Below are 25,859 nucleotides of genomic sequence, written 5' to 3'. Positions count from 1 at the left end.
AATCATACTTTCATTCGGCCAAGCGCTTGGGGAAAGCGCTATCAGAGAATACGCCGCAGCAGAAAGTCGGCCTTGAGCCTGCGAATGCGGTTCATGATTTTCTTTACCGGCTTGGGGTAACTCTGCAAGGTATCTATCTGGCTGTAATGATACAAACGCTGGCTGTGCAGCAGCAGATGTTGCTGCTCTTTGGCAAAAGACTCGGCCAGCTCTTGTTTGTCATCATGCAGCAGCAAACCATTTTCCAGATCCAGGGCCCAGGCCCGCGGATTGAGATTGCTGCCGGTGAGCAGGTGTTTGCGACCATCCATGCTCACCCCTTTGAGGTGATAACTGTTGTTGTCATGCTTCCACAGATGGATATTGAGTAGCCCCTGATCCACCGCCCACTGCTGGCGTTTGACAAACTTGCGCAGCGACTGCTCATAGAGATACGGCAAGGCACCTATGGTGGAAAAATCCTGCTCCGGCGGAATATAGAAGTCATTGGCCGTCTTGTCACCCACCAGAATATCCAGGCGCTTGCCGTTGCGCAGGTGTTTAACCAGCGCCCGCACCAAAGCATAGGGCGGGTTAAAATAGGGAGTGCAAATAAAAAGCGATTCCTTGGACTCCTCCACCATGGCGAGTACCGCCTTGTTGAGCGGATTGCGCTTGCGTCCGAGTCCCAAAAGCGGCGTGACCCGCAATCCCTCTTCAACACCCTTGAATTGATAGCTTGCCGCCGACAATCGCTGCTTAAAGCTTCTGACATCGATTTTTTCCGGCAGCACTTCCTCTTCTTCCGGACAGCTCAGACAACTAACCGCTTTGTCACTCAAAATAGCACTGTCAATCATCTCTCGCATGCTGGTAGCCAGCTCGGCCGACTCCAGCACATGGTAGCGATCGAAACGATATCTATCTTTCTGCTGCAGATAGATATTATTGAGGCTGGCGCCGCTGTATATCACGGCATCATCGACAATAAAGCCCTTGAGGTGCAGTACTCCCATAAACTCGCGGGATTTCACCGGCACACCATAGATGTTGAAGCGCTGCTGCGCTTGCGCCATCACCTGACGGTACATCAGGTTGTTGCCGCCATCGCCCTTATGGCCAATAAGGCCGCGGCGGGCGCGGTGAAAATCGACCAGCACCTTGATTTCGAGTTCGGGTCTGGCAGCCTTGGCCGCCAACAGTTCGGCAAGTATCTCACGCCCGGCTTCATCGTCTTCCAGATAGAGTGCCGCAATATAGATAGCCTCTTTGGCGTTACGGATCCGCTCAATCAAGGTCTGTTTGAAGTTACTTGGGGTCAGCAGCCAGTGCAATGCATCCGGCGCTATGGCAATTCCACCCAGCTTATCCAGCAAGGTATCCTCCTGTCACTGTATGTTCCGGCAATCCACTCGCTCCTTGTGTTTCCCGGCAAAATGTCCTTCCCCTGTGATGGCGCAATCGACAAAGATCCGCTGCGGGGCGAATAAGGCAATAGAAATTACCCACTTGTCCCGGCCCGGGCAAGCCTTTTCTCGCCAACAGCCGCTATTGGTTCACGATTTCGACGCAATTTGTATCAAAATAGATACTGACGACAGCGCGACAAGAGTAAAACCAACCCAGATCACGCTTTTGCAATGGGACTCCTGTTATTACAGGTTTCGCCTTATACACTATTATGCCCCTGAGCCTAGTGCTCAATGAATTCAAACTGGACGACAATGAACAAACAATTCTGGTTAACGCTTATCGGCACCCTGCTCGCGGCCTGGGCTCTGTTTCACTTCAAAACCTATCTCGGCCCTTTAGTACTGCCGCTGTTTATCGGTTTGGTATTGATAGTCACACTGAAACTCTATGCACTGATGGACAAGGACGACAGCTAAGACTCTGCAGGTTATACTCTCAAAAGCATTCACGGAACCGGAGGCTTTTTTATGCCACAGCTGTCCCTGCAGTACTTGGCACGTCCACTGTTATTATTGAGCGCCATGGCGCTGTCTTCCCCTTTGAAGGCCGATAATACCTCTCTTGATGATCTTTTGGCTCTGATCACTCCGGCCTCATCACAAACCGCCGTCTGGATAGAAGATCTGCAAAGCGGCGAGCTACTGCTGAGCCACAACAGCGAAACCCTGATGATCCCGGCCAGTACCCAAAAGCTGCTAACCGCGGTAACAGCCACCGAAATGCTGGGAGAAGAGTTTCGTTATCACACCAGCATTCTCAGCACAGGTTCGCCCAAAAATGGCGTACTTCAAGGCGATCTCTATCTGCTGTTTAGTGGCGATCCCACCTTAAAGCGCCAGGATTTAATAGAGCTGTTCAAGCGTGTCACCGAAGCGGGTATCAACCAGGTACAGGGCAACCTTATCTTGATAGGTGAAACCCATGAGCAGCTTAGAGCACCCGGTTGGGTATGGGATGACTTGGGGATCTGTTACGCAGCCCCCGTCTCCAGCTATGTGATTAACCAAAACTGTGTTCATGGCAAACTCGAGCCTACACTCGCCTCGGACAAGGCCAAAATTTCCGCGCCGGTTTATCTGCCGGTCAAGCTAACCACCAACGCCATCTTCGATAAGGGCCACAAGCAGGGCTTTTGCGAACTGCAACTCGCTAGATTACCCGGGAACCACTTTCATTTCAGTGGCTGTTTCCCAGGCGCTCAGGTATTACCGCTGGCGCTGGCGGTCAACGATCCCGGCCAATATGCCATCGACACTGTCGCTGGCATCATCAAGGGCAAGCTCAGTATAAAAGGCAAGATACTCACCTCCAATCAGCTACCGGCCAGCTCAAGGGTGGTGGCCAGTCATGCCTCGGATACCCTGCCCGAGCTTTTGGAAACCATGCTGCTGGAATCTGACAACCTGATTGCCGACAGCCTGCTTAAACAGCTGGGGAAACACTATTATGGTGATGGCGCCAGTTTCAGTGCCGGCGCCAAGGCCATCAGGGAAGTGCTGGCGGAAAAAGGCATAGTGTTGGAAAGAGCTCAACTGATAGACGGTTCAGGCCTATCACGTTACAACCTACTCAATGCCCGGCAGTTGGCGCAGTTGCTGCGTCTGATTGCCGATACCCCAGATTACCAATGGTTGATGCACAAACTGCCGATATCCGGCCACAGCGGCACCTTGAAGTACCGTAAGCATTATGCCAACAAACCGCTCAAGGGCAGAGTCTGGGCCAAAACAGGCAGCATGCAGGGTGTGGTGAATCTGGCCGGTTATGTTACCGATGACAGTGACAAGCAAGTGCCCAGATACCTGTTTGTAATACTGGAAAATGGTTTGAGCCCCCAGAGTAAGGAACTTGAAGCCGCACCCTTTGCCACGCTTTTGCTGCAGGGGCTGACAGATTACCGTGCAAACAGCCACACAGAAGGCCAACTGGCGGCAAAAGAGCAAGATAAGCCCAAACCAACACAGCAGGAAAAAACGCAGACAGAAGTTAATGTCAGCGCCCGTTAGTAAAGCACCTTCAAAACTCTTACCTCCATAAAACGGCAATAAAGCCATAAGAAATGTCCTCCGGCACAGCCGGAGGTTTTTCATATGCGCCTATAAGGCTTTCTTACTAGCAGCGCCCTAACAGGCGCATCGCGTTTGACATTTGCATATGACGATTACTTACGGCCCGTAAACGGGCTGCCAGGATATGGGATCGACAATTGCTTGTAGTGGTCAAGTTAAACTAGCCACGGTTTTGTATTCAAGGCAGTTGACTGCTGCGCTATGGCGCCCATCAGACGAGACAGGCCTATGGGGAAGTTTGCAGAGTCGCCAGCCTTGGGTTCAAAGGAAGGCGCGGACTTTTCAGCAGCCGAATCTGCGGCTCCCAACAGGTTTTGACTCAGCTCAGGCTTTGGTGCGGCGGCAAGTCTCTGGGTTCCGGCCTCTTCTCTTGCCTGGTTATATTTACGCATCGCCTCGGCGGCAACCCGGATATCGGCCATGGAGGGATCGACAGGTGCCATCGCCGCCGCATAGACCTGTTTCATTTTCGCCATGGTCGCCAGCGGATCGCCGTTCACTACAGAGACATCAATCTGAACTTCACCTTCCACCGCGTAACGTTTGCCATCGGGTCCTTTCTCGAATTCAAATGCCGGTTGTCCGGCATGGATCCCGCCTACCGCGGCATGAGCCTGTTCATGGGAGCGCACCTGGGTATCGCGCTTCATCAGGGAGTCAATTTCCCGCTCAAGCGCCTGTTGCTCACGACTCTCACGGTTCTGCTGCTGTTTCTGTTGCGCCTCATCCGGCTTGGGTTCGGCGGCGCTTGTCTTATTCGGCTCCCCGGCTGACTGGCGAGCCGCCCCATCGTCCCCTTCTTTTACTTCGCTGCCAGCCTGGCTCGATGAGCGACTCGAAGAGCTGCCGGAAGTGTTGCCAAAAGCCTGCTCTGCCCCACCCATAGAGTTGGCGGAAGTATTTGTGCCATTAAAAGCGGGAACCTCAGGCGCTTCTCCCGCTAAAGTCACAGGTATCGCAGGGCCGCCGGCAATGTCAGCCCCTTGGCCGGAAAAGGCAGATGCTTGAGCCGATATCCCCGCGAGCGGCATCGATGCTTGAACCTCTCCATGCCAATGGCCTGAGCTGGACAAGGCTGCTGCCCCAAGGGCTCCTTTAGTCAAACTGACCAGTGCTTCCCGCGGCGGCTTTACAGTTTGTGGCTCTGAATGTTGCGCAGCTGAACCTTGGTGCAAACTTGAATTGACCTGGCTTGGATTAACTGAACTTGTATTGAGTGCGCTTGTATTGGCTGTGCTTTGATTTCCCGAGCTCGGGTTTAATGGGCTTGGCTTTACACCATTGACCTGAGAGGGATTTTGACTGGCGGAGATTTTACCGGCAGGGTTGGCGCTGATAGGCGATTGGTTTATAGAGCTGCCACTGCTTAAGTTGATAATTGACGAGCTTGGCCGCCGGGACACGGCTGTTGCCGTTAGCCCCGCGCCGGCCAGCGCGCCAACCATATATTACACCTCGATATCTATGATACTGCCCAAGGTGTCAGATGCGCGTTCAATCACCTCTACTGAAGCTTGACCCTGGGCCTTGGATTCCAATGCCGATACCAGTGCCGAGGTTTTGTCTGCCTCCTCAACCGGGCGGGCCGAATCGGCCTGCTGCGCAGGTGCCGGACGGGCGATATCCACTGTTGCCTGAGTCAGGCCGGACTGGGCGCTTTGCAGCCCTTGAACTCCCGCCGAAAAAGCCGATGGAATTTGCATGATTGCCCCTTGTCTGTATTGGACTGTGGATTGTCGTTCTGTGGCTAAAATCAGTTGCTACCATTTCAGCCACAGCTTTGAACAATTATTGGCCAATTCAGTGCAAATGTACAGCCCGAAAGGTTCATGCGCCTTGATGGGTTACCGCAAAAGAGGCGCCTGCGAGCCAACTCGCGTCCCAATCTTTCCACACAGGTTGCATGCCTTGTGCTCGAATGGCGCTGACCACCTCAGGGACTGTGCGCTCATCACTTATCTGGAACTGATCCAGCTGCAACTTGGGATTGCTGTAACCACCTGGCTCTGTTGAGCTGGCGGCACTCACATGAGTGATCCCAAGGGGCAATAGATTGTCCCTGAGTGAGGCGCTCTCCCGGGTAGAGAGACTCAACTCCAGCGCCGGGCTGAACAAGCGCATGGCGCAGATTAACTGCACCAATCCGGCATCATCCAGAATCACAGCCGGCGTTACCCCACCAACGCACGGCCTGAGCCTTGGCAGCGACACGCTGAAGCGGCTACGCCAGTACTTTTGCTGCAAATGGTCCAGATGTAATCCCATCAGTGCCGAGTCCAGGCGCCAATCATCCAGCCCGAGCAAAACCCCCAGGCCTATCTTGTCGACCCCGGCCCTGGCGGCCCTGTCCGGTGTATTAAGCCTGAAACCAAAGTCCTTTTTATTGCCTCTGAGATGATGGCGGTCATAGGTGGCGGGCTGATAAGTTTCCTGATATACCATCACGGCATCCAGTCCCCCATCAACCAGGCGCCGATAGCCCGCTTCGGTGAGGGGCTGCACTTCAATCGCCAGGTAGCTGAAGTCCTGCTTGAGTCTCAAAAGCGCCTGGGCAAAATAATCCAGCCCGACCTTGGTTTCATGTTCGCCGGAAACTAGCAACACAGAATCAAAGCCGCGCTGCTTGAGAATGGCAATTTCAGCATCCAGTTCGGTCTGGCTTAGGGTCTTGCGGCGAATTTTGTTGCTCATGCTGAAACCGCAGTAGTCGCAATCATTGGCGCACAGATTGGAAACATAGAGCGGCGCATAGAGACCTATGTTGGCGCCAAACTTCTTGCGGGTGAGCGCAGCAGAGAGCTGCGCCATAGGCTCGAGAAACTCCCGGGCCGCCGGTGACAAGAGAATAAGCAAGGCCGAGGGATTGTGCGCTATCGTCTCGGGCCGCGCCAAACAGCGCTCAACCTCGGCGGCGCTGACACTGGCAATAGCAAGGCGCAGTAGATCTCTGTCGATAGCGGTAAAACGCTCAAGAAAATCAGCCATGGTTGTCTCCCAGATTGAGAAACCCGGTCAGTGGACTGGTGTTTTGGGCTCGATTGCTGATGGCCCCGAGTCCGGCAAGATAGGCCGCTCGCCCGGCGCGCACCGCATCCTTGAAGCTACTCGCCATGGTCACGGGATCCAAGCTGGAGGCGATGGCAGTATTAACCAGCACAGCATCGGCGCCCAACTCCATCGCCCGCATCGCCTGTGACGGCGCCCCGATCCCGGCATCCACCACCACAGGTACATTGGCCTGCTCTATGATGATCTTCAAAAAGGGTTCTGTGGCCAGCCCCTGATTGGAACCTATGGGACTGCCAAGCGGCATCACGGCAGCGCAGCCTACCTCTTCGAGGCGCAAACATAACACGGGATCGGCATGCACATAAGGCAGTACGGTAAAGCCATCGCTGCACAAGACTCGGGCCGCTTCCAGTGTTTCTACCGGATCCGGCAATAGATAACGGGGATCCGGGTGGATCTCCAGCTTCAATAGTTGAGTGCCCAGCATCTCCCGCGCCAGCTCGGCAGCAAAAATTGCCTCCCTGGCATTGCGGGCCCCGGCGGTATTGGGCAGCAGCTGCACGCCGCGTTCTTTGAGCGGTGCCAGCAATTCATCACTGCCCTGGTTAAAATCGAGCCGCTTCATCGCCACAGTAACCAACTCGGCGCCGCTGGCTACGAGCGAGCGTTGCATCAGCTCTGCCGAAGCAAACTTGCCGGTGCCGCCAAACAGCCTGGATTGAAATTCAAACTCGCCAATTTGCAACATATCAACCTCCAGCTACGGCGGAAAACAGCTCGAGGCTGTCTCCGCTTTGACATTCAAGCTCTGGCCACTGAGATCTGGGCACTACGGCGCCATTACGCACCAGCGCCACGCTGCCAGGCGCTATATCACACCACTTGAGCAGCTGTAACAGCGTCATAGCCTCAGGCAACTCTTTGACTTGATTGTTTATCTTAATTTGCATCGCAATTCTCCTCACGGCTAAGCTCAGAGTGCCCTTTCATAAATTGGGCTTCGGTTTGAAGTTCAGCCTGAGTGTGGGTTTGACAGCAAAGACAAGCTGGGTCGGCGCAAAGCGCAGCCTCACGCACACTTAACGTTCGGCAATCCAAGCTGATGAGCCGTCCCAGGATGCTGCGCTCTCCAAGCAGAGTATTGATGGCTGCCAGCGACTGCATCGCCGCCAGGGTTTGCACCGCAGGACCCAGAACCCCCATGTCGCGGCAGCGCCCCGAGCCTGTGCTGTCTCGCGGGAACAGGCATTCGTAACAGCCCGCCTCGGGGTTAAGCCAAGGGGCGGTATGACACAATAGGCCGGAATCGGCGCTGATCGCCGCCGCAATCAGCTCTTTGCCCAGCTTCACACAGGCTTGATTAAGGTTATGACGGCAAAGGAAATTATCGCTGGCATCCAATACCAGTGACGCCTCACGAATAAGCTCCGCGCTCTTGGGGCCAAATAGCTTGGGCTCAATCTCAATCAGGCAGTTTGGATAATCGCGCCCCAGCTTTTCCTTGGCCACGTCGACCTTCAAACGGCCGATATCCTGCTCGTTGTAGAGCAGTTGCCTCGGCAGATTACCCAACTCGACAATATCGGGATCGATAAGAATGAGACGCCCTACTCCGGCGGCGGCCAAAGAGCGCGCCAGATGGTGGCCAAGGCCTCCGAGCCCCACTATGGCGACCGTCTTGGCCCGTAAGGCGAGCTGCCCCGCTTCTGAGACTCTGGGCAGCAGCAACTGGCTACCGTAACGGATAAAGTCGCGGTCGCTCAGTCCAGCATTTTGTTGAACCCCGCCATTTTGTTGAGCATGGCTAATCCCGCTTGCAATCGTGGCTGCTCGCCCTAACCAGCTTTGTGTCAGGCGCCTGAAGGCCGTTACCGGTTCGGCGGCCTCGGTAATGGCCCGCACCACGGCGACATTGGCCACTCCGGCATGCTTGACGGCATCAAGGTTATGCTCGTCAATGCCGCCAATGGCGACCGTCGGCAGCAAGGAGCCGAAAGTTTCGCTGTAGGCGCCAAGGCGCGCCAGTCCCTGGGGCATAGACGGCATCACTTTGGTCTTGGTGGCAAAGATATGCCCGAGGGCCAGATAACTGGGCCTGTGGCGCAATGCAAGCAGCGCCTCGAAATAACCATGACTGGATAACCCCAGCGCCAGACCGGCCCCTTGGATGGCCTCAAGGGATGCCTGGCTGAGATCCTCCTGGCCCAAGTGCACACCAAAGGCGCCGTGGGCAATGGCCTGTTGCCAATGATCATTGATAAAGACCCGCGCCTGGTATTGGCGCCCGAGCGCGATGGCGCGAATAATCGCCTGCTCGGCGCTCGAGCCGGGCAGCACTTCCTCCTTGAGACGCAATTGAATAGTGCGGCAACCTGCTTTGAGTAAGGCTTCCAGCAATTCGACATCGGCCACGACCGGGTAGATACCCAGATTATGGGGTAGCGTTTTGAAGCCTTCAGCACTAACACTTTTAGCACTAACGCCTATAGTGCCAACAGCATCAGCAGCGGTTGGCGCTGCAAGCCAAGGGGCGCCGAGCACCTGGGCTGGGTTGGCCCAGGGATAATCCTCCAGCGGCCAGATGACAGGCATAAGCCCGGCGGCCAGACAAGCCCCGGGGCGACCTAAGGGCCCGGGACCAGTGCCTACCCGATAACTCTGCGCCAAGGCGCCATTGATATAGGCCTTGGCCAGGATCAGGGCATCGGGCAAGATCCAGTCGTGGGCCCAAAATGCCGCTATGGCGCTGGATAACGTGCAGCCGCTGCCATGGTTGTTGCTGGATGCTTGTCTTGGGCTCGCCAACACAAACCCCTGCCGTTGATGCAACCCGGAGCTGTGAGGCAAGTCTTTAAAAAGCAGTAAGTCTTCTGCCAGGCCGCGCGCTATCCCCGCCTCGAAATCCCCGCCCTTGGCCAAGAGATGGCAAGGCAGTTCGTTTGCCAGGCAAGTTGCCGCATCTTGCCAGGACGGAAAGTCATGAATATCGCTGCGACTCAGCAACGCCAGCTCGTGAATATTGGGGGTCAGCACAGTGGCGAGCGCCGCCAGCGGCCGGTAATCCAGCCGCGCTGCGCCCGTTGCAGTACTCTTTGAGAGTGCATCGCCGCAACTGGCCACCATGACAGGGTCGACTACCAAAGGAACATCAGGTAGGTGCCGAGCCAACCAGTCACAAAGCAGCTGCAACTGCGCTTGATTGGCGAGCAAGCCGATTTTTATCGCCTTGGGCGGCAAGTCACCGAGCAGAGCATTGAGCTGCGCCACCAACATCTCCTCGCTCACCGCCTCGGTTAGCGTCACTGCCACACTGCTCTGGGCGGTCAAAGTGGTGATAACAGAGCAGCCATGGCAGCCAAGATTACTCAAGGTGGCAAGATCGGCCTGGATACCGGCGCCGCCGCCACTGTCTGAGCCGGCTATGCTCCAGACTATCGGCCTTTTATCAGCCGCCATTTCAGGCTTCCTCTTCATAGCGTGTAGCCTCTGGCTTGGACTTGGACTTAGGCTTTGGGTTGGGATTGGACTCGGACTTTTCGCCTACTGTTGCCGGTTGATACAGGGCGCTGCCAGCGGCCTTGAACTGCGCCGACATCCGCGCCATCCCTGCCTCGGCATCCAGTACTTCCAGCGGCTGTGCCGTCAATTCTTCTGCCTGCACAGGCTCGGTTTGGCGCTCTGCCGCGTCTGGCCCTGACGAATCCCCCGAAGCCACCTGAGACGCAGCCAAAGACGCTGCATAGTCGCGTACATCCTGGGTGATTTTCATCGAACAGAACTTGGGGCCGCACATGGAGCAAAAATGCGCCACCTTGGCAGACTCCTGAGGCAGGGATTCATCGTGGAACGCCCGGGCGGTATCGGGATCCAACCCCAGGTTGTATTGATCTTCCCAGCGAAACTCGAATCTGGCCTTTGACAACGCATTGTCGCGCAGCTGGGCACCTGGATGTCCTTTGGCGACATCGGCGGCATGCGCCGCAATTTTGTATGCAATAAGCCCTTGTTTAACGTCTTCCTTGTTAGGCAACCCCAGATGCTCCTTGGGGGTCACATAACAGAGCATGGCACAGCCGTACCAGGCAATCATCGCCGCGCCTATGCCAGAGGTGAAATGATCATAGCCGGGCGCAATATCCGTGGTCTGGGGCCCCAAGGTGTAGAAAGGCGCCTCATCACAGTACTCAAGCTGTTTATCCATATTTTCCTTGATCAGCTGCATCGGAATATGGCCCGGCCCTTCGATAATGGTCTGCACATCGTATTCCCATGCGATTTTCACCAGCTCACCCAAGGTTTCCAGCTCGGCAAACTGAGCCTCGTCGTTGGCATCGGCAATCGAGCCGGGGCGCATGCCGTCACCGAGCGACAGAGAAACATCATAGGCGGCGCAAAGCTCACAGATATCGCGGAAATGGCTGTAGAGGAAGTTTTCCTTATGATGGCTCAGGCACCACTTGGCCATAATGGAGCCGCCACGGGATACCATGCCGGTCACCCGATTGGCCGTCATGGGCACATAGCGTAGCAAGACCCCGGCATGAATGGTGAAGTAATCCACCCCTTGTTCGGCCTGCTCTATCAGGGTGTCGCGAAACACTTCCCAACTGAGGTCTTCGGCAATGCCGTTGACCTTTTCCAGCGCCTGATAGATGGGCACGGTACCTATGGGCACCGGCGAGTTGCGCACTATCCATTCGCGGGTTTCGTGGATATAACGGCCGGTGGACAGATCCATTACCGTATCGGCGCCCCAACGGGTGGCCCACACCAGTTTTTCCACCTCTTCCTCGATGGAAGAGGTCACCGCCGAATTACCGATATTGGCGTTAACCTTCACCAAAAAGTTGCGGCCGATGATCATAGGCTCAGCTTCCGGGTGATTAATGTTGGCGGGAATGATAGCGCGGCCACGGGCCACTTCGCTGCGAACGAACTCAGGGGTTATCGGCGTGGCAACTATAGCGCCAAAGGCTTCTCCTTTGGCCTTGCGGGCCAGCTGCGGATCTTTGGCAAGCGCTTCGTTGGCCCGGGCCATATTTTCACGAATGGCGATATATTCCATTTCAGGAGTGATAATGCCGGCGCGGGCGTAATGCAATTGGGTCACCCGCTTACCCGGCTTGGCCCGGCGCGGTTTGGGCAAAGCGTCGAATCTCAAATGATCCAGCCCTTCATCCGCCAGCCGCTGCTGGGTAAAACTGGAGCTGACCGAAGTCAGCTCTTGCGTATCATCACGCTCTAAGATCCAGCCCTGGCGCAGTTTATCCAGGCCCTGGCGCACATTGATAGCCGCGTTGGGATCTGAGTAAGGGCCGGCACAATCATAAACACGTACAGCGGGATTGGGTTCAAATTGCGCGCTGCCATCTTGGGTTGGTATTCGGGTGTCTGTCTGCCTGATTTGGCGCATGGCAACCTGAATATCGGCCCGGGAACCCTGAACAAACAGCTTCTGTGAATTGGGATGCAACAAGGGTTTAAGGTTATCGATAAAGGCCTGGGCGGCCTCACGGGTTTGACGACGATTGGATTGACGATTTGACATAAGCAAGCTCACTCTTTTGGAAAATGAAATTGCTTGTCAGGAGAGTTGAATAATAAGCGGCGCGAGCTGACTGGTTAAACTCCTTGATTTGGAGTCCTCATCCGGCGGTGTTGGCAGACTGACCTCGTGGTTTCAGGTCAGTTCAATGTCCGCTTGAGAAGCCAGATATCGCCTCGGCTCTTTAAAGCCTTTGGCATAGATTTTTGCTCGCAGTGGCTGCGGTAATGCTGCAGCTGAATGCTTGTTTCCTTCGCAGGTGCTAGCCTGATCAGGTTCAACGGATCCCGAATAAACGGTCTCAGCCCAGAGGGCACTCCGACAAGATTGCTGCCGAGTATAAGCACAAGCCGAAGCGGGAAACAAGCCCAATGGCAAAACTTGCCGCAGGATTAAATCCATTAAAATCACAAGTTAATTGTTTGAAGTTAATAAAAATATTTACAGAAATTTGGGAATCAACCTATTTCCAATCAAATAAATTGATTGCAAAACTCACTTACCAAGCCGCTTTAGACGGCTGGCTACCGCCTCCTTGAGTGCTTTTTCCATCTCTGTCTGACCGCACTTAAATGGAAACCCCAAGTTTTCGGCATAGGGATTGAGCGGAGTCGGCACCTTGACGACCCGATAGCAGGTATCACCATCCTTGACGATACGGTTGGGGTCGAGCGGCAGATCCAGACTGGCCACTTTACTGAAATCATCGGCGTCATTGACCCAAAGCACCTCCATCTCCCCATCCATTTCACTGAGGCTCTTGCGTCCCGAGGCCTTATCCGCATATTGTTGTGATAACTGCTGCAGCGCCTGCTGTTGCGAGTGTTGCAATACTTTTCGGGCAGACTTTAATGCGCTTGAACTGAAGTCAAGCTGAGCTTGCTCTGCCGGCTGCGATTTAAAGTCATTTGCTCGCTCTGGCGCAGGTACGGCTGCATTTTTCGTTTCTTCAATGACGCTACCAATAGACTTAACGCTTTGAGCCCGAGTCTTGGGGATGCTTTGCTCTTTCTGGTCTTGAACAGCCACTTGTTCAGTCTCTTCGGCAGCTTGTTTTTGTTGCTCGGTTTTTTGTGGCTCAGAACGCTTGCTCGAGTCAGCTTTGTTAACCTCTATCGTTTCCTTGGACTGGATTATTGCTTCTTCGGCCAAGGCTTCCGGCACTGGCGTTAACGGTTTGGGGCTGGGCTGACTGAAATACAGATAGGATTGCAACGCCTTGGGTTTGACAGGCTCTGTCACCACTCTTCGCCATTCGGCCTGCTGCCAAAACCAGGATACCCCCAGCAATAGTACTAAGTGCGCGGCTCCCGCCGCAGTCCAACTACTGAAGGCGTTGCCCTTTGCCTCAGCATCCCCCTGCTCTGTTTTTTTAGTCATGCCAACTTGCGCCAGGCATTGGGGTTGAACCCCAAGCTGTTGACTAAAAGGCGATTGGGCAAAGAGAGGGTCAATCGAATGTGTGTGAAAATGGCTTGGTTGGCAGGAGCAAGTGTTAAGGATTTCATCCAGATCAAGCTCAAAGGCAACATCCCTACCCGGAATGCTGAAGCTCAAGCTTGCCATTGTCGCCGGGCTTTCGTCTCGGCTGGCAATCAATTTATCTGAATGTGGAGGCATAAGCCGCTGATTTATCTTTCACCAAATGTAAACTCAGTGTTAGAGAAAACCCTCGGTAAAAAGTTCATTCCCTTGTTTGAAAAGCAATTTACGCTACAAACTCAAATCGACGGCTTCAAGCAAAACAGGTAAAACCCTTGTCGAATAAGGCTGACAGAATCCACTGAACAAATTAACTGTAAAAAGCGACTTGGAAGCCGGGCAACGAGTTGTTAAGGTGCAGCATTAGACGTTTGCAAAAATGCAGACGATACAGTTTAAAGAACAAATCAATCTCAGCGAACAGCTGTACACTTTTATCTAGCCATGGCGCTACGGCGCTGTTAGACTCACTTTCAATGAGGTCGAACCAGAGAGTCAATCATGCCCAACAGCAAAACCCCAGCAGCCGAAACCCATTTCAATGGCCAGTTTTCCGCTGGATACAGTCTGAATGAAGAGATAGCCAATGCCGTCAGCCATGGTTTGGGGGTGATTGCCGGCATTCTGGGATTGGTGCTGATGTTGCTCAAGGGCTGGCATTCGCTGAATGCCATTCAGTTAACAGGTGTAACCATCTATGGCAGCAGTATTATCCTGCTGTTTCTCTGCTCGACCCTGTATCACAGCATTCCTCAGCCAATGTGGAAACGGCGCCTCAAGATGCTGGATCACTGCGCCATCTATCTGTTAATCGCCGGAACCTATACCCCACTGATGTTAATTACTTTGGCCGATGCCCAGGAAGAATGGGTGCTGATAGCCATCTGGTTATTGGCACTGGGGGGAATAGTGTTCAAGAGCTGCTTTATTCACAGATTCAAGGCGCTGAGCTTGGTGCTATATCTGGCCATGGGCTGGCTCTGCGTCGCCGTGTTGCCTGAGCTTATCGATAACTTGTCAACTGCTGGGTTCAACTTGCTGTTGGCCGGGGGGCTGAGCTACAGCTTGGGGGTGATCTTCTACGCCACCAAGGCGATCCCTTTTAATCATGCCATCTGGCATCTGTTTGTATTGGGCGGCGCCGTTTGCCATTTCCTGTGTGTTTATCTGACGGTGATCTAACGCAGGCGAATAGGCTTAACTCAGCGCCGCCCTAGAGAGACGGCTTCCGGCTTGCTGTGCCAACTCTAGTGCAGCTAGGCCGGAGCTCTTATCTCAGCCTGCCATTGATTAAACTCACTGAGTAACCGCCTGGCGGCGATACTATAGTCTCCCCCCAAGTCTTGCCAAACAGCCGCAATACATTCCAAGGTACATAACCCGCCCTGGCGCTGATTGCGCCGTAACCGAAACGCTGAGCCCTGCTCTGCTTGCAGTTCAACTCTGGCCAGCGACTGCAGATAGGGGCTTTGGCGATACATCTTGCCGGCCTCCTGCCAGGTTGCATCGAGTATGACCAGCGAATTTAGCGGCTTCCCTAATTTCAGAGCAGTTTTCTGAACGGCTTCCTGAGTAGCGTCTTGAGGCAATGTTGCGCCCTGAGCCGGGCTTGGGTTTAGCTTTGAACTTGGGTCTGGAGTTGGATTTGGGTCTTGGTTTTGGCTTAAGTTTTGGCTTAAGTTTGGGCTTTCATTTGTAGCTTGAGTTCGCGAAATACTTTCTTCGGTTTGCGGATAGAGTAAGGCGGTTCGCCCCAAAGACAAGTGCTCCATTAACCAAGCATCCGGGGCTTTACGCGCCCACAGTACCCGCTTACACAGAGTCGGATAAGCATTAAGCGCCAGGGTGGCTGTATTACTGGCTCGATTCAGCTCTCTTTCATGGGTCAGCAGGATTATTTTCACAGGCAACAGCAGCTTAAAATGAGTTATCGGCTAATGGAAATCCCGCGAGTGTACCACCAGCGCGTGCATACTGCCCGAGATATCCTCCAGCCGACCGGCCAGCAGATGTAATACGCCGGACGAAAATTCCACGACCCCACTCACCTTGAGGATCCTGGCGCTCAAATAAGCCTGTCTCTGGGCTCTGGCCGTATCACTCCACACCACCAGATTAACATTGCCGGTTTCATCTTCGAGGGTGATGAAGGTGACTCCACTGGCGGTGCCAGGCCTTTGCCTGCCGACCACCAACCCAGCCACAGTCACATTCTGGCCATGACGACACTGCCACAAAGAGGCGGCGCTGTGACACTTGCCGAGTAACCCCTGCTCTCTGAGCAGTGCCAGAGGATGGCGCCCCAGAGTTAGCCCGGTACAGGCGTAGTCGGCCAGCAAGGCATCGACTTCGGTGACCTCAGGCAAGGCGGTTTCAAGGCGAAAATCGGCCTCGTCCGGCAGCTCAAACAAGGGCAAACTCTGCTGACGGGCGGCCAACTGCCACCTGATCTGATGGCGATCGCCCCCCAGGGTAGCAAAGGCATTGGCGCTGGCCAGCGCCTCCTGCTCACGCCTTGGCAGTGCCAGAGCCGCCAACTGCGACAAGTGAGTAAAGCCCTCGCCCCGACCCGCGACTATCTTGGCGGCGTTGTGCTCGGATAACCCCTTGACCAACCTGAACCCAAGGCGCAGTGCCAAGGAACCATCGGTTTGTCGCTCCAGTGTGCTGTGCCACTGGCTGAGGTTGATGCAAACCGGCAACACCAGGCCGCCATGATGACGAAGATCCTGAATAAGCTGTGACGGGCTGTAAAAGCCCATGGGTTGACTGTTGAGCAAGGCGCAGCAAAACGCCACCGGGTAATAGTGTTTGAGAAAGGCCGAAACATAGGCCAGGAGCGCAAAGCTGGCCGAATGAGACTCGGGAAAACCATATTCGCCGAAGCCGCGGATCTGGCTGAATATCTGCCTGGCAAAGGTGTCACTGTAGCCTCGGGCCGTCATCCCCTGAAGCAGCTTGTGTTCAAATTGCTCCAGCTCGCCACTGCGTTTCCAGCTGGCCATGGCACGGCGCAGCTGATCGGCTTCCCCGCCACTGAAACCGGCGGCGACCATGGCCAATTGGATCACCTGCTCCTGAAAAATGGGCACCCCCAGAGTGCGTGACAATACATTTTCCACCTCGGCCGAAGGAAAAGTGACCGACTCGATTTTATCGCGGCGGCGCAGAAAGGGATGCACCATGTCTCCTTGAATTGGCCCCGGGCGCACTATGGCTATCTGTATCACCAGATCGTAATAACTGGCGGGTTTAAGCCTGGGCAGCATGCTGGTCTGGGCTCGTGACTCCACCTGAAACACCCCCATACTGTCGCCCTGCTGCAACATACGATAGACGGCCGGATCTTCCCAGCGAATATCCGACATGGCAAAGGGATGAATGTGGCGGGAGATCAACTCGAAACATTTGCGGATCGCCGTCAGCATTCCCAACGCCAACACATCGACCTTTAACAGCCCCAGGCTCTCGAGATCATCCTTGTCCCATTGGATCACAGTGCGCTTGGCCATGGCGGCATTCTCTACCGGCACCAGCTCGGCCAATGGCCCGGCCGAAATCACAAAGCCGCCGACATGTTGCGACAAGTGCCTTGGAAAACCCATCAGAGTCTCCACCAGCGGCAACAACCACTGCCCCAAACCTTGTTGTGGCAACAGCTTGCCTTGTTGCAACTGCTGCTGCCAAGGCACTTGCGGATCGCGGCGATCGACAGCGCCTATCAGCTCATCCAGCCGTTGCTCGCTGAGCCCCAGGGCCTTACCAACATCTTTCATGGCACTCTTGAAACGATAAGTGATCACACTGGCGGCCAGGGCTGCACGCTCACGGCCATATTTTTGGTAGATATACTGGATCACCTCTTCGCGGCGTTCATGTTCAAAATCGACATCGATATCTGGCGGCTCATGGCGCTCCTTGGAAATAAAACGCTCAAACAGCATATTGACCTTGGTGGGATCCACCTCGGTGATCCCGAGGCAATAACAAACCACAGAATTGGCGGCCGAACCTCGTCCCTGATGCAGTATCCCTTGCCTGGCGGCAAAACAGACCAGATCATAAATAGTCAGGAAAAAGTATTCGTAATTAAGCTCGGCAATCAGCTTGAGCTCGCGCCGATACTGAGTCTGCACTTCAGGTGGAACCGCCTCGCCAAAACGCCTGCGGGCGCCCTTTTCCACCTCTTGCGCCAGATATTCACTGGCACTTAGGCCGCTTGGCACCAACTCGGCCGGGTACTCATACTTGAGTTCATCCAGACTGAAATGACACCGGGACGCCAGCTCACAGCTCCTTGCCAACCAGGCTTGAGGGTGACGCCTGGCCATAGCTGTTATCGGCTTAAGCGCCATCTCGGCATTACCCGATAACAGCTCGCCGGCCATGGGCACGGCGCAGCCATGGAGGATACAGCTGAGTACATCGTGCAACCTTTGCCGCTCGGCAAGATGCATCTGCACATTACCGGCGGCGACACAGGGGAGGGAAAAACGATTCGACAGCGCCTCACAGGCCTCGAGATACCAGGCCTCTCCGGGTTGCAGTTGCCGCTCCATCAAGAGATAAAGCGGCAGTGAAAACGCGGCTTTAACCCGTGCCGTCAGGGTATTCAACTGTGCCAGACTGCGCTGCTGCAGCTGCGTCAGCCAAGGGGTTTGCTGACTTGGGCTTTGGTTGCCTATTCCCTGGTTTTTAGAGTTCTGATTATCGACATTCTGCTGACCAAGACTCTGGTGCTCAGTGCTTTGCAAGTCGGCTTGCGTCAGCAACTCGCTCACTGATGGCGGCCGCCACAGGCAAAAGCAGCCGCGGTCAATGGCCGCAAAATCATCCAGACTTAACCGATACTTGCCCTTTTCGGCCCGGCGCCGCCCTTTAGTTATCAGAGTGCTGATAAGACCATAACCCCGGCGATTTCTTGCCAGCAGCACCAGGCAGCCTTCCGGCAGGTGGAATTCGGCGCCGACAATCAGCTTGATACCGCTTTGTTTGGCGGCCTCATGCGCCTTGACCACACCCGCCAGAGAGCACTCATCGGTAATGGCGATGGCCTCATAACCCAGTTTGGCGGCCTGCTGCACCAACTCATCCGGGTGGGAAGCCCCGCGCAAAAAGCTGTAATTGGAAATAGCATGCAATTCGGCGTACATCAGCTGAACCAAGCATGAAGAAAGAGCCCATTAGCGGTGCGGAACAGCCAACACAGACCGCCGCTCTCCTTATGATGGGCAAGAAAATAATCCCGGCAGGGAAAAGGCCCTGAATGCCAGGGGCTCTGTAACCTTTCCGGCCCCCTAAGCAGCTCCACGGCTTCAGGAGCAATGGCTTGCGGCTCTTGCAGCAGCCAAAGAGGTCGCAGCGCCAGCGACGGCTGAACGGGCGGCCTTGCCGGTGGCGGCCAGCGAGTCAGGGGAGCCGCAGTACTGGCCAGTTCAGGCATGGGATCGGCCGCCAACACCAAAGAGCGCACCTTATGGTTACCTAACCTGGCCTGTAATCTGGCGAGTAATTGATTGGCATCCTGCTGCTGCCCTTCTCTGGACTCAGTCAACTCTCGACTGCCCTGCTGCTGCGACACAAACTGCTTGGCTCGCAGCTCAATATCGACGACCGGGCTCGGCAGTTGCAATCCTTCCAGCTGTAAGCGGCAGAGCTGAGATAGTCCCTGCAGTTGATATTCCCCGAAGGGATAGTTGAGTGTCAGTTGCAGCGCCGGGGTCTCTGGCTCGCGAAACTTCAGCCACAGCTCCAACTGTTGCACCGCCAACTGCCTGATCCGCAAATAGGTTGCCAATTCCCCCAGCAGTTTTTGCAATGGAAACAGCAATCCCTGAACCCACTCAACATCATGCAGCAAGGTCAACCTGGCCTGAAACTGTTCGGGTAACTCATATCCCTTGCGGCAACAGGGCAAACGCCCCTGGATTTGTGCCAGCAGCTGCAGCAAACCTTGACCAAAGCGCCGCCCCAACTCGGCAAGGGGTAAAGCATCAAACATGGCTAGAGTCGTCAGCCCAAGCGCGCCGAGCCGCTGCCGTTCCTCTTGGGTCAATGGCAGCAAATCCAGTGGTAAATCCGGCGGTAAGCCTTGATGCACCTTGAGGCGCCCGGCTTTTTCAGCTGTGGGCGTGCTCATGAAGGCAGCTGATACCGCGCTGATGCCGACGTGAGTATGCCGCGCCAATATCGCCGCATCCAGCGGGCTGTGTGCCAGCACCAATGAGCATTCCAGACCATAGTCGGCGACTTCGTTGAGATAAGCCTCGACAATGGCGCTCAAACTGCCAAACAGTTTAACCATGGATCCCACTTCCAGCAGCAGGGTATCTGTAGGCCAGCGCGCATCGGCCGCACTTTGAGCCGCTTGTTCAGTAAGTCCGGATAACAACGGCGGCCAGACTCTGGCGCTGAAATCATAGCTCCACTGACATAACCAATCCCGCAACGCCTCGCTGTCCACCTCCTGCAGCGGCCAGAGTTGCAACTCTCCGAGCAGCGACTGAGCGCTGCCGATACTCATCCCAGCTGTAACGCCTTTTGCTTGAGCGGCGGGACAGGCCGAATGTATAACCAGCTTCCGGCTGTCATACAAGGCCATGGGGACTTGGGGATCAAAAGGCTCTGACGCCGCAGCGGTTGGCACTGCTTTGGGCTGATTTTGGGTTTGGAACTGAGTTTGAGCGCGTATTTGAACCTGAGCCGCACCACTGCCTGTCATACTTCCAGTCCTAGTGTCGGTCATAGTACCTGTCACAGTGTCGGTCATAGTACCGGTCATAGTACCGGTAATAGCGCCCGCCATATTGCCCAGCATAGCCAGGCGATAACGCTGATATTGCAGCAATAGCTGTGGAAACCAGACTCCCATCCATACCTGGGGCATCTCAGATAGCCTCTTGACTCTGAGCAGTATGGCTTTGAGCGGCTTGGCTCTGGGCCGTTTGAGAATTGGCCGGTTGCGGATTAGCGCTTGGGAAAAGCCCCGCGGGTTTATTTGACTCTTGCCGTGCCGTCCAGGGATTAGCCGCGCATTCATTGGATGCAGCAATCCTTGACTGCGCCATCCCCCAAGGACCATGAAGCACAGTGCTATGAAAACCAGAGTTGTGAAGACCAGTGCTATGAAAACCAGTGCCATGTAAACCAGAGTCGTGAAGCACAGGGCCATTGGCCTTGCGGCCGGAATGGTTTGGCTCAATTAAATCTGTTGAGTTACTTAAACTATGATTGAGACCCGCCTTGCCGCTTCTCAGGGTTACCACACCCGGCTCGACATGGGGCAGTTCAAGCGCCAGTGCCGGCAAGCCACGCAGATGCAATTCAGGGACGGGCCAACCACCGCGACGCTTTAAAATTTGCAGCCTGGCGGTATTAACGCCAGCCGTGCTGATAGCCAGCTTTAGGGTAACAGGATGATTACTGTCTACCTGAGCCATAGGCAACTGGCAAATTCCCAGCGCCTTGCCCTGCTCTGCGGCAAGTTGCAACCTTCTGGCCTCACTCAGTGTCAGCTTGTCCAGCCAAGCCAGCACCAAAGAACAGGCGCCGCTGCTCAACCCTTGCTCCATGGCCCAGAGCACCTCTTTACGCTGGGTTAACTCCAGCCACAAAATACGCTCGGCGGCAATACCGTGCTGGGCAAAGCTCTGTGCCAGCGGCTGCAGTGGCGGCGCTATCAGCATTATCATGGCATCTCTGGACTCATCCCCTCTAAATTGATTTCTTTTGGACTGATTTTTTGCGGACTGACTTGTTGTCGAATGATTTATTTCGGAATGATTTCTTTCGGAATAAGAGCCACACTGAGCCGGCAGTAAATAACGCATCAAAGGCAGCAACAGGCTGAGTTCCCCGTGCCCAGGAGATTGGCTGAAGAGTTCACAAATACCCTGCCTTGGCCACCCTGCATCACTGAGCTGCGCATCCAATGCTTCAAAACCACTGGGATACCCCAATGTTTTGTTCTGACTGCCCGGCCCCAACCAGAGATCCCGGCGCTCCAGCAGGCTGTTCAAGGCCTGAGATTTTGCTGAATTAGATTTTACAGAGTGAGTTTTGGCTGAAACAGGCATGAAAAACACCGATACTGTATTTTTATACAGTATAACTAACTTTAGCCAACTGACAAGTCGTGCTGGCGCCAAAGCCTTAACCCGAGATAGAATAAATGAGAATGATTATCGAAACATATTCTCGACTTCAGCGAATAATTCAGGAGCGTGCCTTGCTGCCCTTTTCCGGCCTGTTTTCCCAACTCCAATGGCGACTGTTTGGCTATTTTGGTGTGTCATTACTGCTTATCCTGCTGCTCGCCAGTGGTATTGAAGCCATGCTGCTAAACCGCCTGTTACTGCTGCCCCAGCAGACCCAAAGCCAGTTACAGCAACTGGCCGATGAGGCCAACGACTATATCGTCAGGGGCGATATTACGGGACTTGCGGATTGGGAGGGACGGCAGGCATTTGTACTCTATGTGCTGGATAGCGAGCAGCAGGCGGTGAGTCAGCGGGAAATGCACCCGCACTTTGTTTACAAACTCAATTTCCTCAAGCAGTTGCAGCAGCCTATGGGGGACAGGGTGCAAAAACCTTTGATAGGCCTACCACTACGCAATAGCCTGGAGCCGGATAATCCCCTGCTCTTGGTGGTGCAACTCAACGCCTCTTTACATCCGGCGCAGCAACTGGATAAAAGCCTCTGGCTTATCCGTATCCTGGTAGGGCTACTGGTGCTCTTGTTGTTCAGTCGTCTGTTGAGCCGCTATCTGATCCAGCCACTGAGTTTATTGCGCAGTGCCACCCGTCAGCTGGCACAGGGTCAACTCGATACCCGGATTGCCGGCCATTTTTCACTAAAGCAGCCGGAGTTTTTCCAGTTGGCGACCGACTTTGACCATATGGCCGAGCAGCTGCAAAAAAGCATTCAAACCCAGCAGCGGTTACTGAGGGATGTCTCCCACGAACTGCGCACTCCCCTTGCCCGGCAGGAGCTGGCCTTACACCTGTTGGAAAATCGCTTGGGGGAGGAACATCAACAACCGCTTGCCAGGCTAAGACGCCAGGGCGAAGAGATGGCGCAATTGATCAACACCATTTTAGACTTCAGCCGCCTGAGCAACGGCTTCATCAAGCTGACGGCAGCGTCTTTTACCCTGACAGAATTACGCCGCTCACTGCTGCAGGATCTGGAGTTTGAGTCTGGCCCCAAGCAAAGCATAGTCTGGGCACAAGCCCCCATTGATGAGCAAACTTTGCATACCGATATGGCCTACTTGAAGCGGGCGCTGGAAAATGTCTGTCGCAATGCCCTCAAATATGCCGGTGAAACCTGCCGGGTGGAAATCCAGGTATCTCAGTTGGGTGACGACAAATTAGGTGATAGCAGACTGCAGCTGAGTGTCAGCGACGATGGACCCGGGATCCCCAAGGAGCAACTGGAAGCCTTGTTCAACCCTTTCACCCGTTTGGATGAAGCGCGTCACAGCTCTCAGGGAGGTTATGGGCTGGGATTGGCGATTGTGCGCCAGTGTATGCAGCTCCTGGGCGGCTCGGCCCAAGCGGTCAACCGGCCTCAGGGCGGTTTGAGCATATTGCTTGAGCTGCCGCTGCAACTGCCAAGCTGCAGCGAAGCCCAACTTAAGTCTATCGCTTAGGCGGTAAACTTACGCACCTTCTTCAGTGCCATCTCCTGTTTAAGGCGAGAGAGATGCTCGATAAATACCTTGCCGTGCAGATGATCGATTTCATGTTGCAGCACTATGGCCAGGAAATCATCACTGTGGAGCGTCTGGGCTTGGCCCTGGCGATCCAGATAGCTGACAGTGACCGACTCGAAGCGTTTTACCTTGGAGCGATAACCGGGAATGGACAAGCAGCCCTCTTCACCGATAAATTCGCCGCTGGACTCAGTGATCTGCGGATTGATCAGCACCAGAGGTTGATTGCGCTCTTCTGAGATATCAATGACGACTATTGCGTGTTCACTGCCCACCTGGGTCGCGGCCAAGCCGATACCATCGTCTGTGTGATACATGGTTTGCAACAGATCATCGATGAAAGGCTGCACGGCTTCTATTTCGGTGACAGGCTTGGCTTTACGCTTGAGCCTGGGATCGGGAACCGTCAAAATATCCATAATTGCCATAGGGTTATATTCTCAATTTACTCGACTTGGCGTTCAATGGACGCCATTATGGCGAAAAAGCATCAAAAGGCAAATCTTGCATGTGCAGCGCAGAGCCGCCATGACACTTTTGCCAAGTGAGTAACCTCCGCTATGGAATGGTATTATAATTTGCGCCAATAGCATCAGGAGCCAAGATGACCCCGGAAACGAGCGCCCCGCCACTAAGTCCAATGCAGAAGATTTGGCACATAGTTGCACTGATCCCCGAAGGTCGGGTGGCAAGCTATGGCAAGATTGCCGACTATGCCGGCTTGCCCGGACGGGCACGCTATGTTTCCCGGGCACTGAAACAGGCGCCGGACAGCCTGGCACTGCCCTGGCACAGGGTTATCAACAGTCAGGGGAAAATATCCTTTGCCAAGGATACCCAGGCGTTTCAACTGCAGATGAGCCTGCTGCGCAGCGAAGGCGTACCAGTGAACCAAGGCAGAATTGCCCTGTCTGAATATGAGTGGCGGCCGGATATGGCCACTCTGGTCTTGTCCATGCCGTTTTAACCACAGGAGACTGCCTTTGATCCGTTCACTTCAACTCTTTGTACTGTTACTGCCCTTGTCGCTATGGGCGCAGACCAGCCCCCTGGCACCCCATACCGCCGAATATCAGGTCAATTATGGCGAAATCAATCTCGGTGGCGCCCGTTTTATGCTGTTGCCGCCAGAGGGCGACTTCTATCAATACAAATTGGACAGCGATCTCAGCCTGCTGGTGCTGAGCGATAAACGCCATATCCGCAGTGAATTTACCTATCAGGATGGTCAGCTGACGCCGCTGCGCTTCAGCCATCAGCGAACCGGCACAGGCCCCAACTTCAATGAGCAGATAGCCTTTGCCAAGGAGCAGGGCAAAATCTTCAGTCGCTACAAGGACGAAAAGAGCAAGCTGGACTACTCTGGCGCCCTTTACGATGCCCTGATGGTACAACTGCAGTTTCGGCTGGATCTCGCCGCCGGCAAGGAGCCACTGGCCTATGAGCTGGTCAAGGACAACGAGATAGATGACTATAGTTTCAAGATAGTCGGCAAGGAGCGGATGACACTGGACAGTGGCGTTTATAACACGGTGAAACTGGAAGTGGTCCGCGACAGCAGCAAACGGCAGACCTTTATTTGGATGGCACCGGATCTCGGCTGGCTGCCGGTGCGCCTGACCCATTTCGAGTCAGGCAGCAAGCAGCTCGATATCAAGTTAGCCAAGCTGAGCCTGGGCTCGGAAGTCAATAACCAGCTCGCCAAGACGGAATAATTTCCAATCCCCCGGTGCCAATAGCTGCCAGTTTTCATTGCCGGTCAGCGGCCGGGTGGCTATGACAGTGACCACATCCTTGGGGGTGGTCTGGGTGTCAAAATCAATCACCACATCCGTGTCTATCAGCTGCGCCCGGCCAAAGGGCGCCCGGCGGGTGATGTAGCAAAGGTTATTGCTGCAATAACTCATCAAATAACGGCCATCGCTGAGGATCATATTAAACACCCCTAGAGTGCGGATCTCCTCGGCAAGCTGGGCAACATATTCAAACACGGGCAAAATATCATCCGGCTCGGATTCACCGAAACGCTCGGCCAGGCGGCTCATTATCCAGCAAAAGGCCTGCTCACTGTCTGTATCACCTACGGCCTGAAAGCGGCCGCTTTGAAACTTCTGTTCATAGTCAGACAACTGGCCGTTGTGGGCATAGGTCCAGTAGCGCCCCCAAAGCTCGCGGGTAAAGGGGTGGGTATTTTCCAACGAGACTTCACCGCGGTTGGCCTGCCGAATATGGCTGACCACCACTTCACTCTTGATCGGGTATGACTTGATAAGGCTTGCCACATGGGACTGGCTGCTGGGGCTGGCATCCTTGAAGGTGCGACTGCCCTTGCCTTCATAAAAGGTGATCCCCCAACCATCCACATGGGGCCCGGTCACCCCGCCTCGCTCCGCCAGCCCGGTAAAGCTGAAGACAATATCCGTTGGCACATTGGCACTCATCGCCAGCAGCTCACACATCTTGGTTTTTCCTGTCACTGAATCTGTTATTTCATTATCTGCGGCATTGTAGCCAAGCCTTGTCGGCAGGGGAATTATTGCTTGCAATAAAAAATTTAAACAATTGTTTGAAAAATGCTTGTATT

General features: G+C 54.6%; 21 protein-coding genes and 1 riboswitch. Of the genes, 6 read left to right on the top strand and 15 right to left on the bottom strand.

The window, feature by feature from the left end; genetic code table 11:
- Nucleotides 1-41: 41 nt before the first annotated feature.
- Entirely contained in the window at nucleotides 42-1,355 is a 1,314-nt protein-coding gene (gene pssA, locus K5621_RS09720) for a CDP-diacylglycerol--serine O-phosphatidyltransferase (RefSeq protein WP_221051053.1), read from the bottom strand.
- Nucleotides 1,356-1,703: 348 nt separating this feature from the next.
- Here pssA and K5621_RS09715 point away from each other — a divergent pair, with 348 nt between their 5' ends.
- On the top strand, nucleotides 1,704-1,868 hold the full coding sequence (locus K5621_RS09715) for a hypothetical protein (RefSeq protein WP_100143596.1): 165 nt from the start codon (nucleotides 1,704-1,706) through the stop codon (nucleotides 1,866-1,868).
- Nucleotides 1,869-1,919: 51 nt separating this feature from the next.
- Nucleotides 1,920-3,458: a D-alanyl-D-alanine carboxypeptidase/D-alanyl-D-alanine endopeptidase gene (gene dacB, locus K5621_RS09710; RefSeq protein ID WP_221051052.1), complete on the top strand. Its 1,539-nt coding sequence runs from the start codon at nucleotides 1,920-1,922 to the stop codon at nucleotides 3,456-3,458.
- Between the two features lie 218 nt (nucleotides 3,459-3,676).
- Here the strand turns inward: dacB and K5621_RS09705 are convergent, their stop codons facing one another.
- The 8 genes from K5621_RS09705 to K5621_RS09670 form a co-directional block, all read right to left on the bottom strand.
- A complete protein-coding gene (locus K5621_RS09705; protein ID WP_245003158.1) occupies nucleotides 3,677-4,966 on the bottom strand; it encodes a putative metalloprotease CJM1_0395 family protein in 1,290 nt (429 codons plus the stop codon).
- A 3-nt stretch (nucleotides 4,967-4,969) separates the two neighbouring features.
- A complete protein-coding gene (locus K5621_RS09700) occupies nucleotides 4,970-5,224 on the bottom strand; it encodes a hypothetical protein (protein ID WP_025888106.1) in 255 nt (84 codons plus the stop codon).
- A gap of 124 nt (nucleotides 5,225-5,348) precedes the next feature.
- On the bottom strand, nucleotides 5,349-6,506 hold the full coding sequence (gene thiH / locus K5621_RS09695; RefSeq protein ID WP_221051050.1) for a 2-iminoacetate synthase ThiH: 1,158 nt from the start codon (nucleotides 6,504-6,506) through the stop codon (nucleotides 5,349-5,351).
- Nucleotides 6,499-7,278 (bottom strand): thiazole synthase, encoded by a 780-nt coding sequence (locus K5621_RS09690; RefSeq protein WP_221051049.1) that lies wholly within the window; start codon nucleotides 7,276-7,278, stop codon nucleotides 6,499-6,501. Before K5621_RS09690 ends, thiH begins: the two co-directional genes overlap by 8 nt.
- Nucleotide 7,279: 1 nt before the next feature.
- Nucleotides 7,280-7,480, bottom strand: a complete 201-nt coding sequence (gene thiS / locus K5621_RS09685; RefSeq protein WP_221051048.1) for a sulfur carrier protein ThiS — start codon at nucleotides 7,478-7,480, stop codon at nucleotides 7,280-7,282.
- Nucleotides 7,470-9,986, bottom strand: a complete 2,517-nt coding sequence (locus K5621_RS09680; RefSeq protein WP_245003157.1) for a bifunctional hydroxymethylpyrimidine kinase/phosphomethylpyrimidine kinase — start codon at nucleotides 9,984-9,986, stop codon at nucleotides 7,470-7,472. Before K5621_RS09680 ends, thiS begins: the two co-directional genes overlap by 11 nt.
- A 1-nt stretch (nucleotide 9,987) precedes the next feature.
- Nucleotides 9,988-12,078: a phosphomethylpyrimidine synthase ThiC gene (gene thiC / locus K5621_RS09675; protein ID WP_221051046.1), complete on the bottom strand. Its 2,091-nt coding sequence runs from the start codon at nucleotides 12,076-12,078 to the stop codon at nucleotides 9,988-9,990.
- A gap of 228 nt (nucleotides 12,079-12,306) precedes the next feature.
- A riboswitch (TPP riboswitch) is annotated at nucleotides 12,307-12,406 on the bottom strand.
- Between the two features lie 164 nt (nucleotides 12,407-12,570).
- Nucleotides 12,571-13,455 carry a hypothetical protein gene (locus K5621_RS09670; RefSeq protein ID WP_221051045.1) on the bottom strand — a complete coding sequence of 295 codons (885 nt, stop codon included), beginning with the start codon at nucleotides 13,453-13,455 and terminating at the stop codon, nucleotides 12,571-12,573.
- A gap of 603 nt (nucleotides 13,456-14,058) precedes the next feature.
- Between K5621_RS09670 and trhA the strand changes: the two genes are divergently transcribed.
- Nucleotides 14,059-14,739: a PAQR family membrane homeostasis protein TrhA gene (gene trhA, locus K5621_RS09665; RefSeq protein WP_221051044.1), complete on the top strand. Its 681-nt coding sequence runs from the start codon at nucleotides 14,059-14,061 to the stop codon at nucleotides 14,737-14,739.
- A 74-nt stretch (nucleotides 14,740-14,813) separates the two neighbouring features.
- Here trhA and K5621_RS09660 read toward each other — a convergent pair whose 3' ends face one another.
- From K5621_RS09660 to K5621_RS09645, 4 genes are read right to left on the bottom strand one after another with little or no spacing between them, the layout of a single operon-like run.
- On the bottom strand, nucleotides 14,814-15,461 hold the full coding sequence (locus K5621_RS09660; RefSeq protein WP_221051043.1) for a tRNA-uridine aminocarboxypropyltransferase: 648 nt from the start codon (nucleotides 15,459-15,461) through the stop codon (nucleotides 14,814-14,816).
- A gap of 30 nt (nucleotides 15,462-15,491) precedes the next feature.
- Nucleotides 15,492-18,710, bottom strand: coding sequence for an error-prone DNA polymerase (locus K5621_RS09655; protein ID WP_221051042.1), 3,219 nt, complete (start codon nucleotides 18,708-18,710; stop codon nucleotides 15,492-15,494).
- Nucleotides 18,710-20,443 (bottom strand): Y-family DNA polymerase, encoded by a 1,734-nt coding sequence (locus tag K5621_RS09650; RefSeq protein ID WP_221051041.1) that lies wholly within the window; start codon nucleotides 20,441-20,443, stop codon nucleotides 18,710-18,712. Before K5621_RS09650 ends, K5621_RS09655 begins: the two co-directional genes overlap by 1 nt.
- A gap of 1 nt (nucleotide 20,444) precedes the next feature.
- Nucleotides 20,445-21,248: an ImuA family protein gene (locus K5621_RS09645; protein WP_221051040.1), complete on the bottom strand. Its 804-nt coding sequence runs from the start codon at nucleotides 21,246-21,248 to the stop codon at nucleotides 20,445-20,447.
- Between the two features lie 536 nt (nucleotides 21,249-21,784).
- On the opposite strand from K5621_RS09645, the gene K5621_RS09640 reads away from it, so the two are divergent.
- Nucleotides 21,785-23,212, top strand: coding sequence for a HAMP domain-containing sensor histidine kinase (locus tag K5621_RS09640; RefSeq protein WP_245003156.1), 1,428 nt, complete (start codon nucleotides 21,785-21,787; stop codon nucleotides 23,210-23,212).
- Here the strand turns inward: K5621_RS09640 and def are convergent.
- Nucleotides 23,209-23,703 carry a peptide deformylase gene (gene def, locus K5621_RS09635; protein ID WP_039035272.1) on the bottom strand — a complete coding sequence of 165 codons (495 nt, stop codon included), beginning with the start codon at nucleotides 23,701-23,703 and terminating at the stop codon, nucleotides 23,209-23,211. The genes K5621_RS09640 and def overlap by 4 nt on opposite strands.
- A 176-nt stretch (nucleotides 23,704-23,879) precedes the next feature.
- On the opposite strand from def, the gene K5621_RS09630 reads away from it, so the two are divergent.
- Together K5621_RS09630 and K5621_RS09625 are read left to right on the top strand one after the other, a co-directional pair.
- On the top strand, nucleotides 23,880-24,242 hold the full coding sequence (locus K5621_RS09630) for an MGMT family protein (RefSeq protein ID WP_243757008.1): 363 nt from the start codon (nucleotides 23,880-23,882) through the stop codon (nucleotides 24,240-24,242).
- Between the two features lie 19 nt (nucleotides 24,243-24,261).
- Nucleotides 24,262-24,990: a DUF3108 domain-containing protein gene (locus K5621_RS09625; RefSeq protein WP_243757109.1), complete on the top strand. Its 729-nt coding sequence runs from the start codon at nucleotides 24,262-24,264 to the stop codon at nucleotides 24,988-24,990.
- Here the strand turns inward: K5621_RS09625 and K5621_RS09620 are convergent.
- Nucleotides 24,934-25,734 carry a class II glutamine amidotransferase gene (locus tag K5621_RS09620; RefSeq protein ID WP_039035273.1) on the bottom strand — a complete coding sequence of 267 codons (801 nt, stop codon included), beginning with the start codon at nucleotides 25,732-25,734 and terminating at the stop codon, nucleotides 24,934-24,936. The two genes, K5621_RS09625 and K5621_RS09620, sit on opposite strands and share 57 nt — an antisense overlap.
- Nucleotides 25,735-25,859: the final 125 nt, after the last annotated feature.

This window comes from Shewanella carassii, from assembly GCF_019670705.1.
In the GTDB taxonomy this organism is placed as follows: Bacteria; Pseudomonadota; Gammaproteobacteria; order Enterobacterales; family Shewanellaceae; genus Shewanella; species Shewanella carassii.
This window is presented reverse-complemented; position numbering and strand designations above follow the sequence as displayed.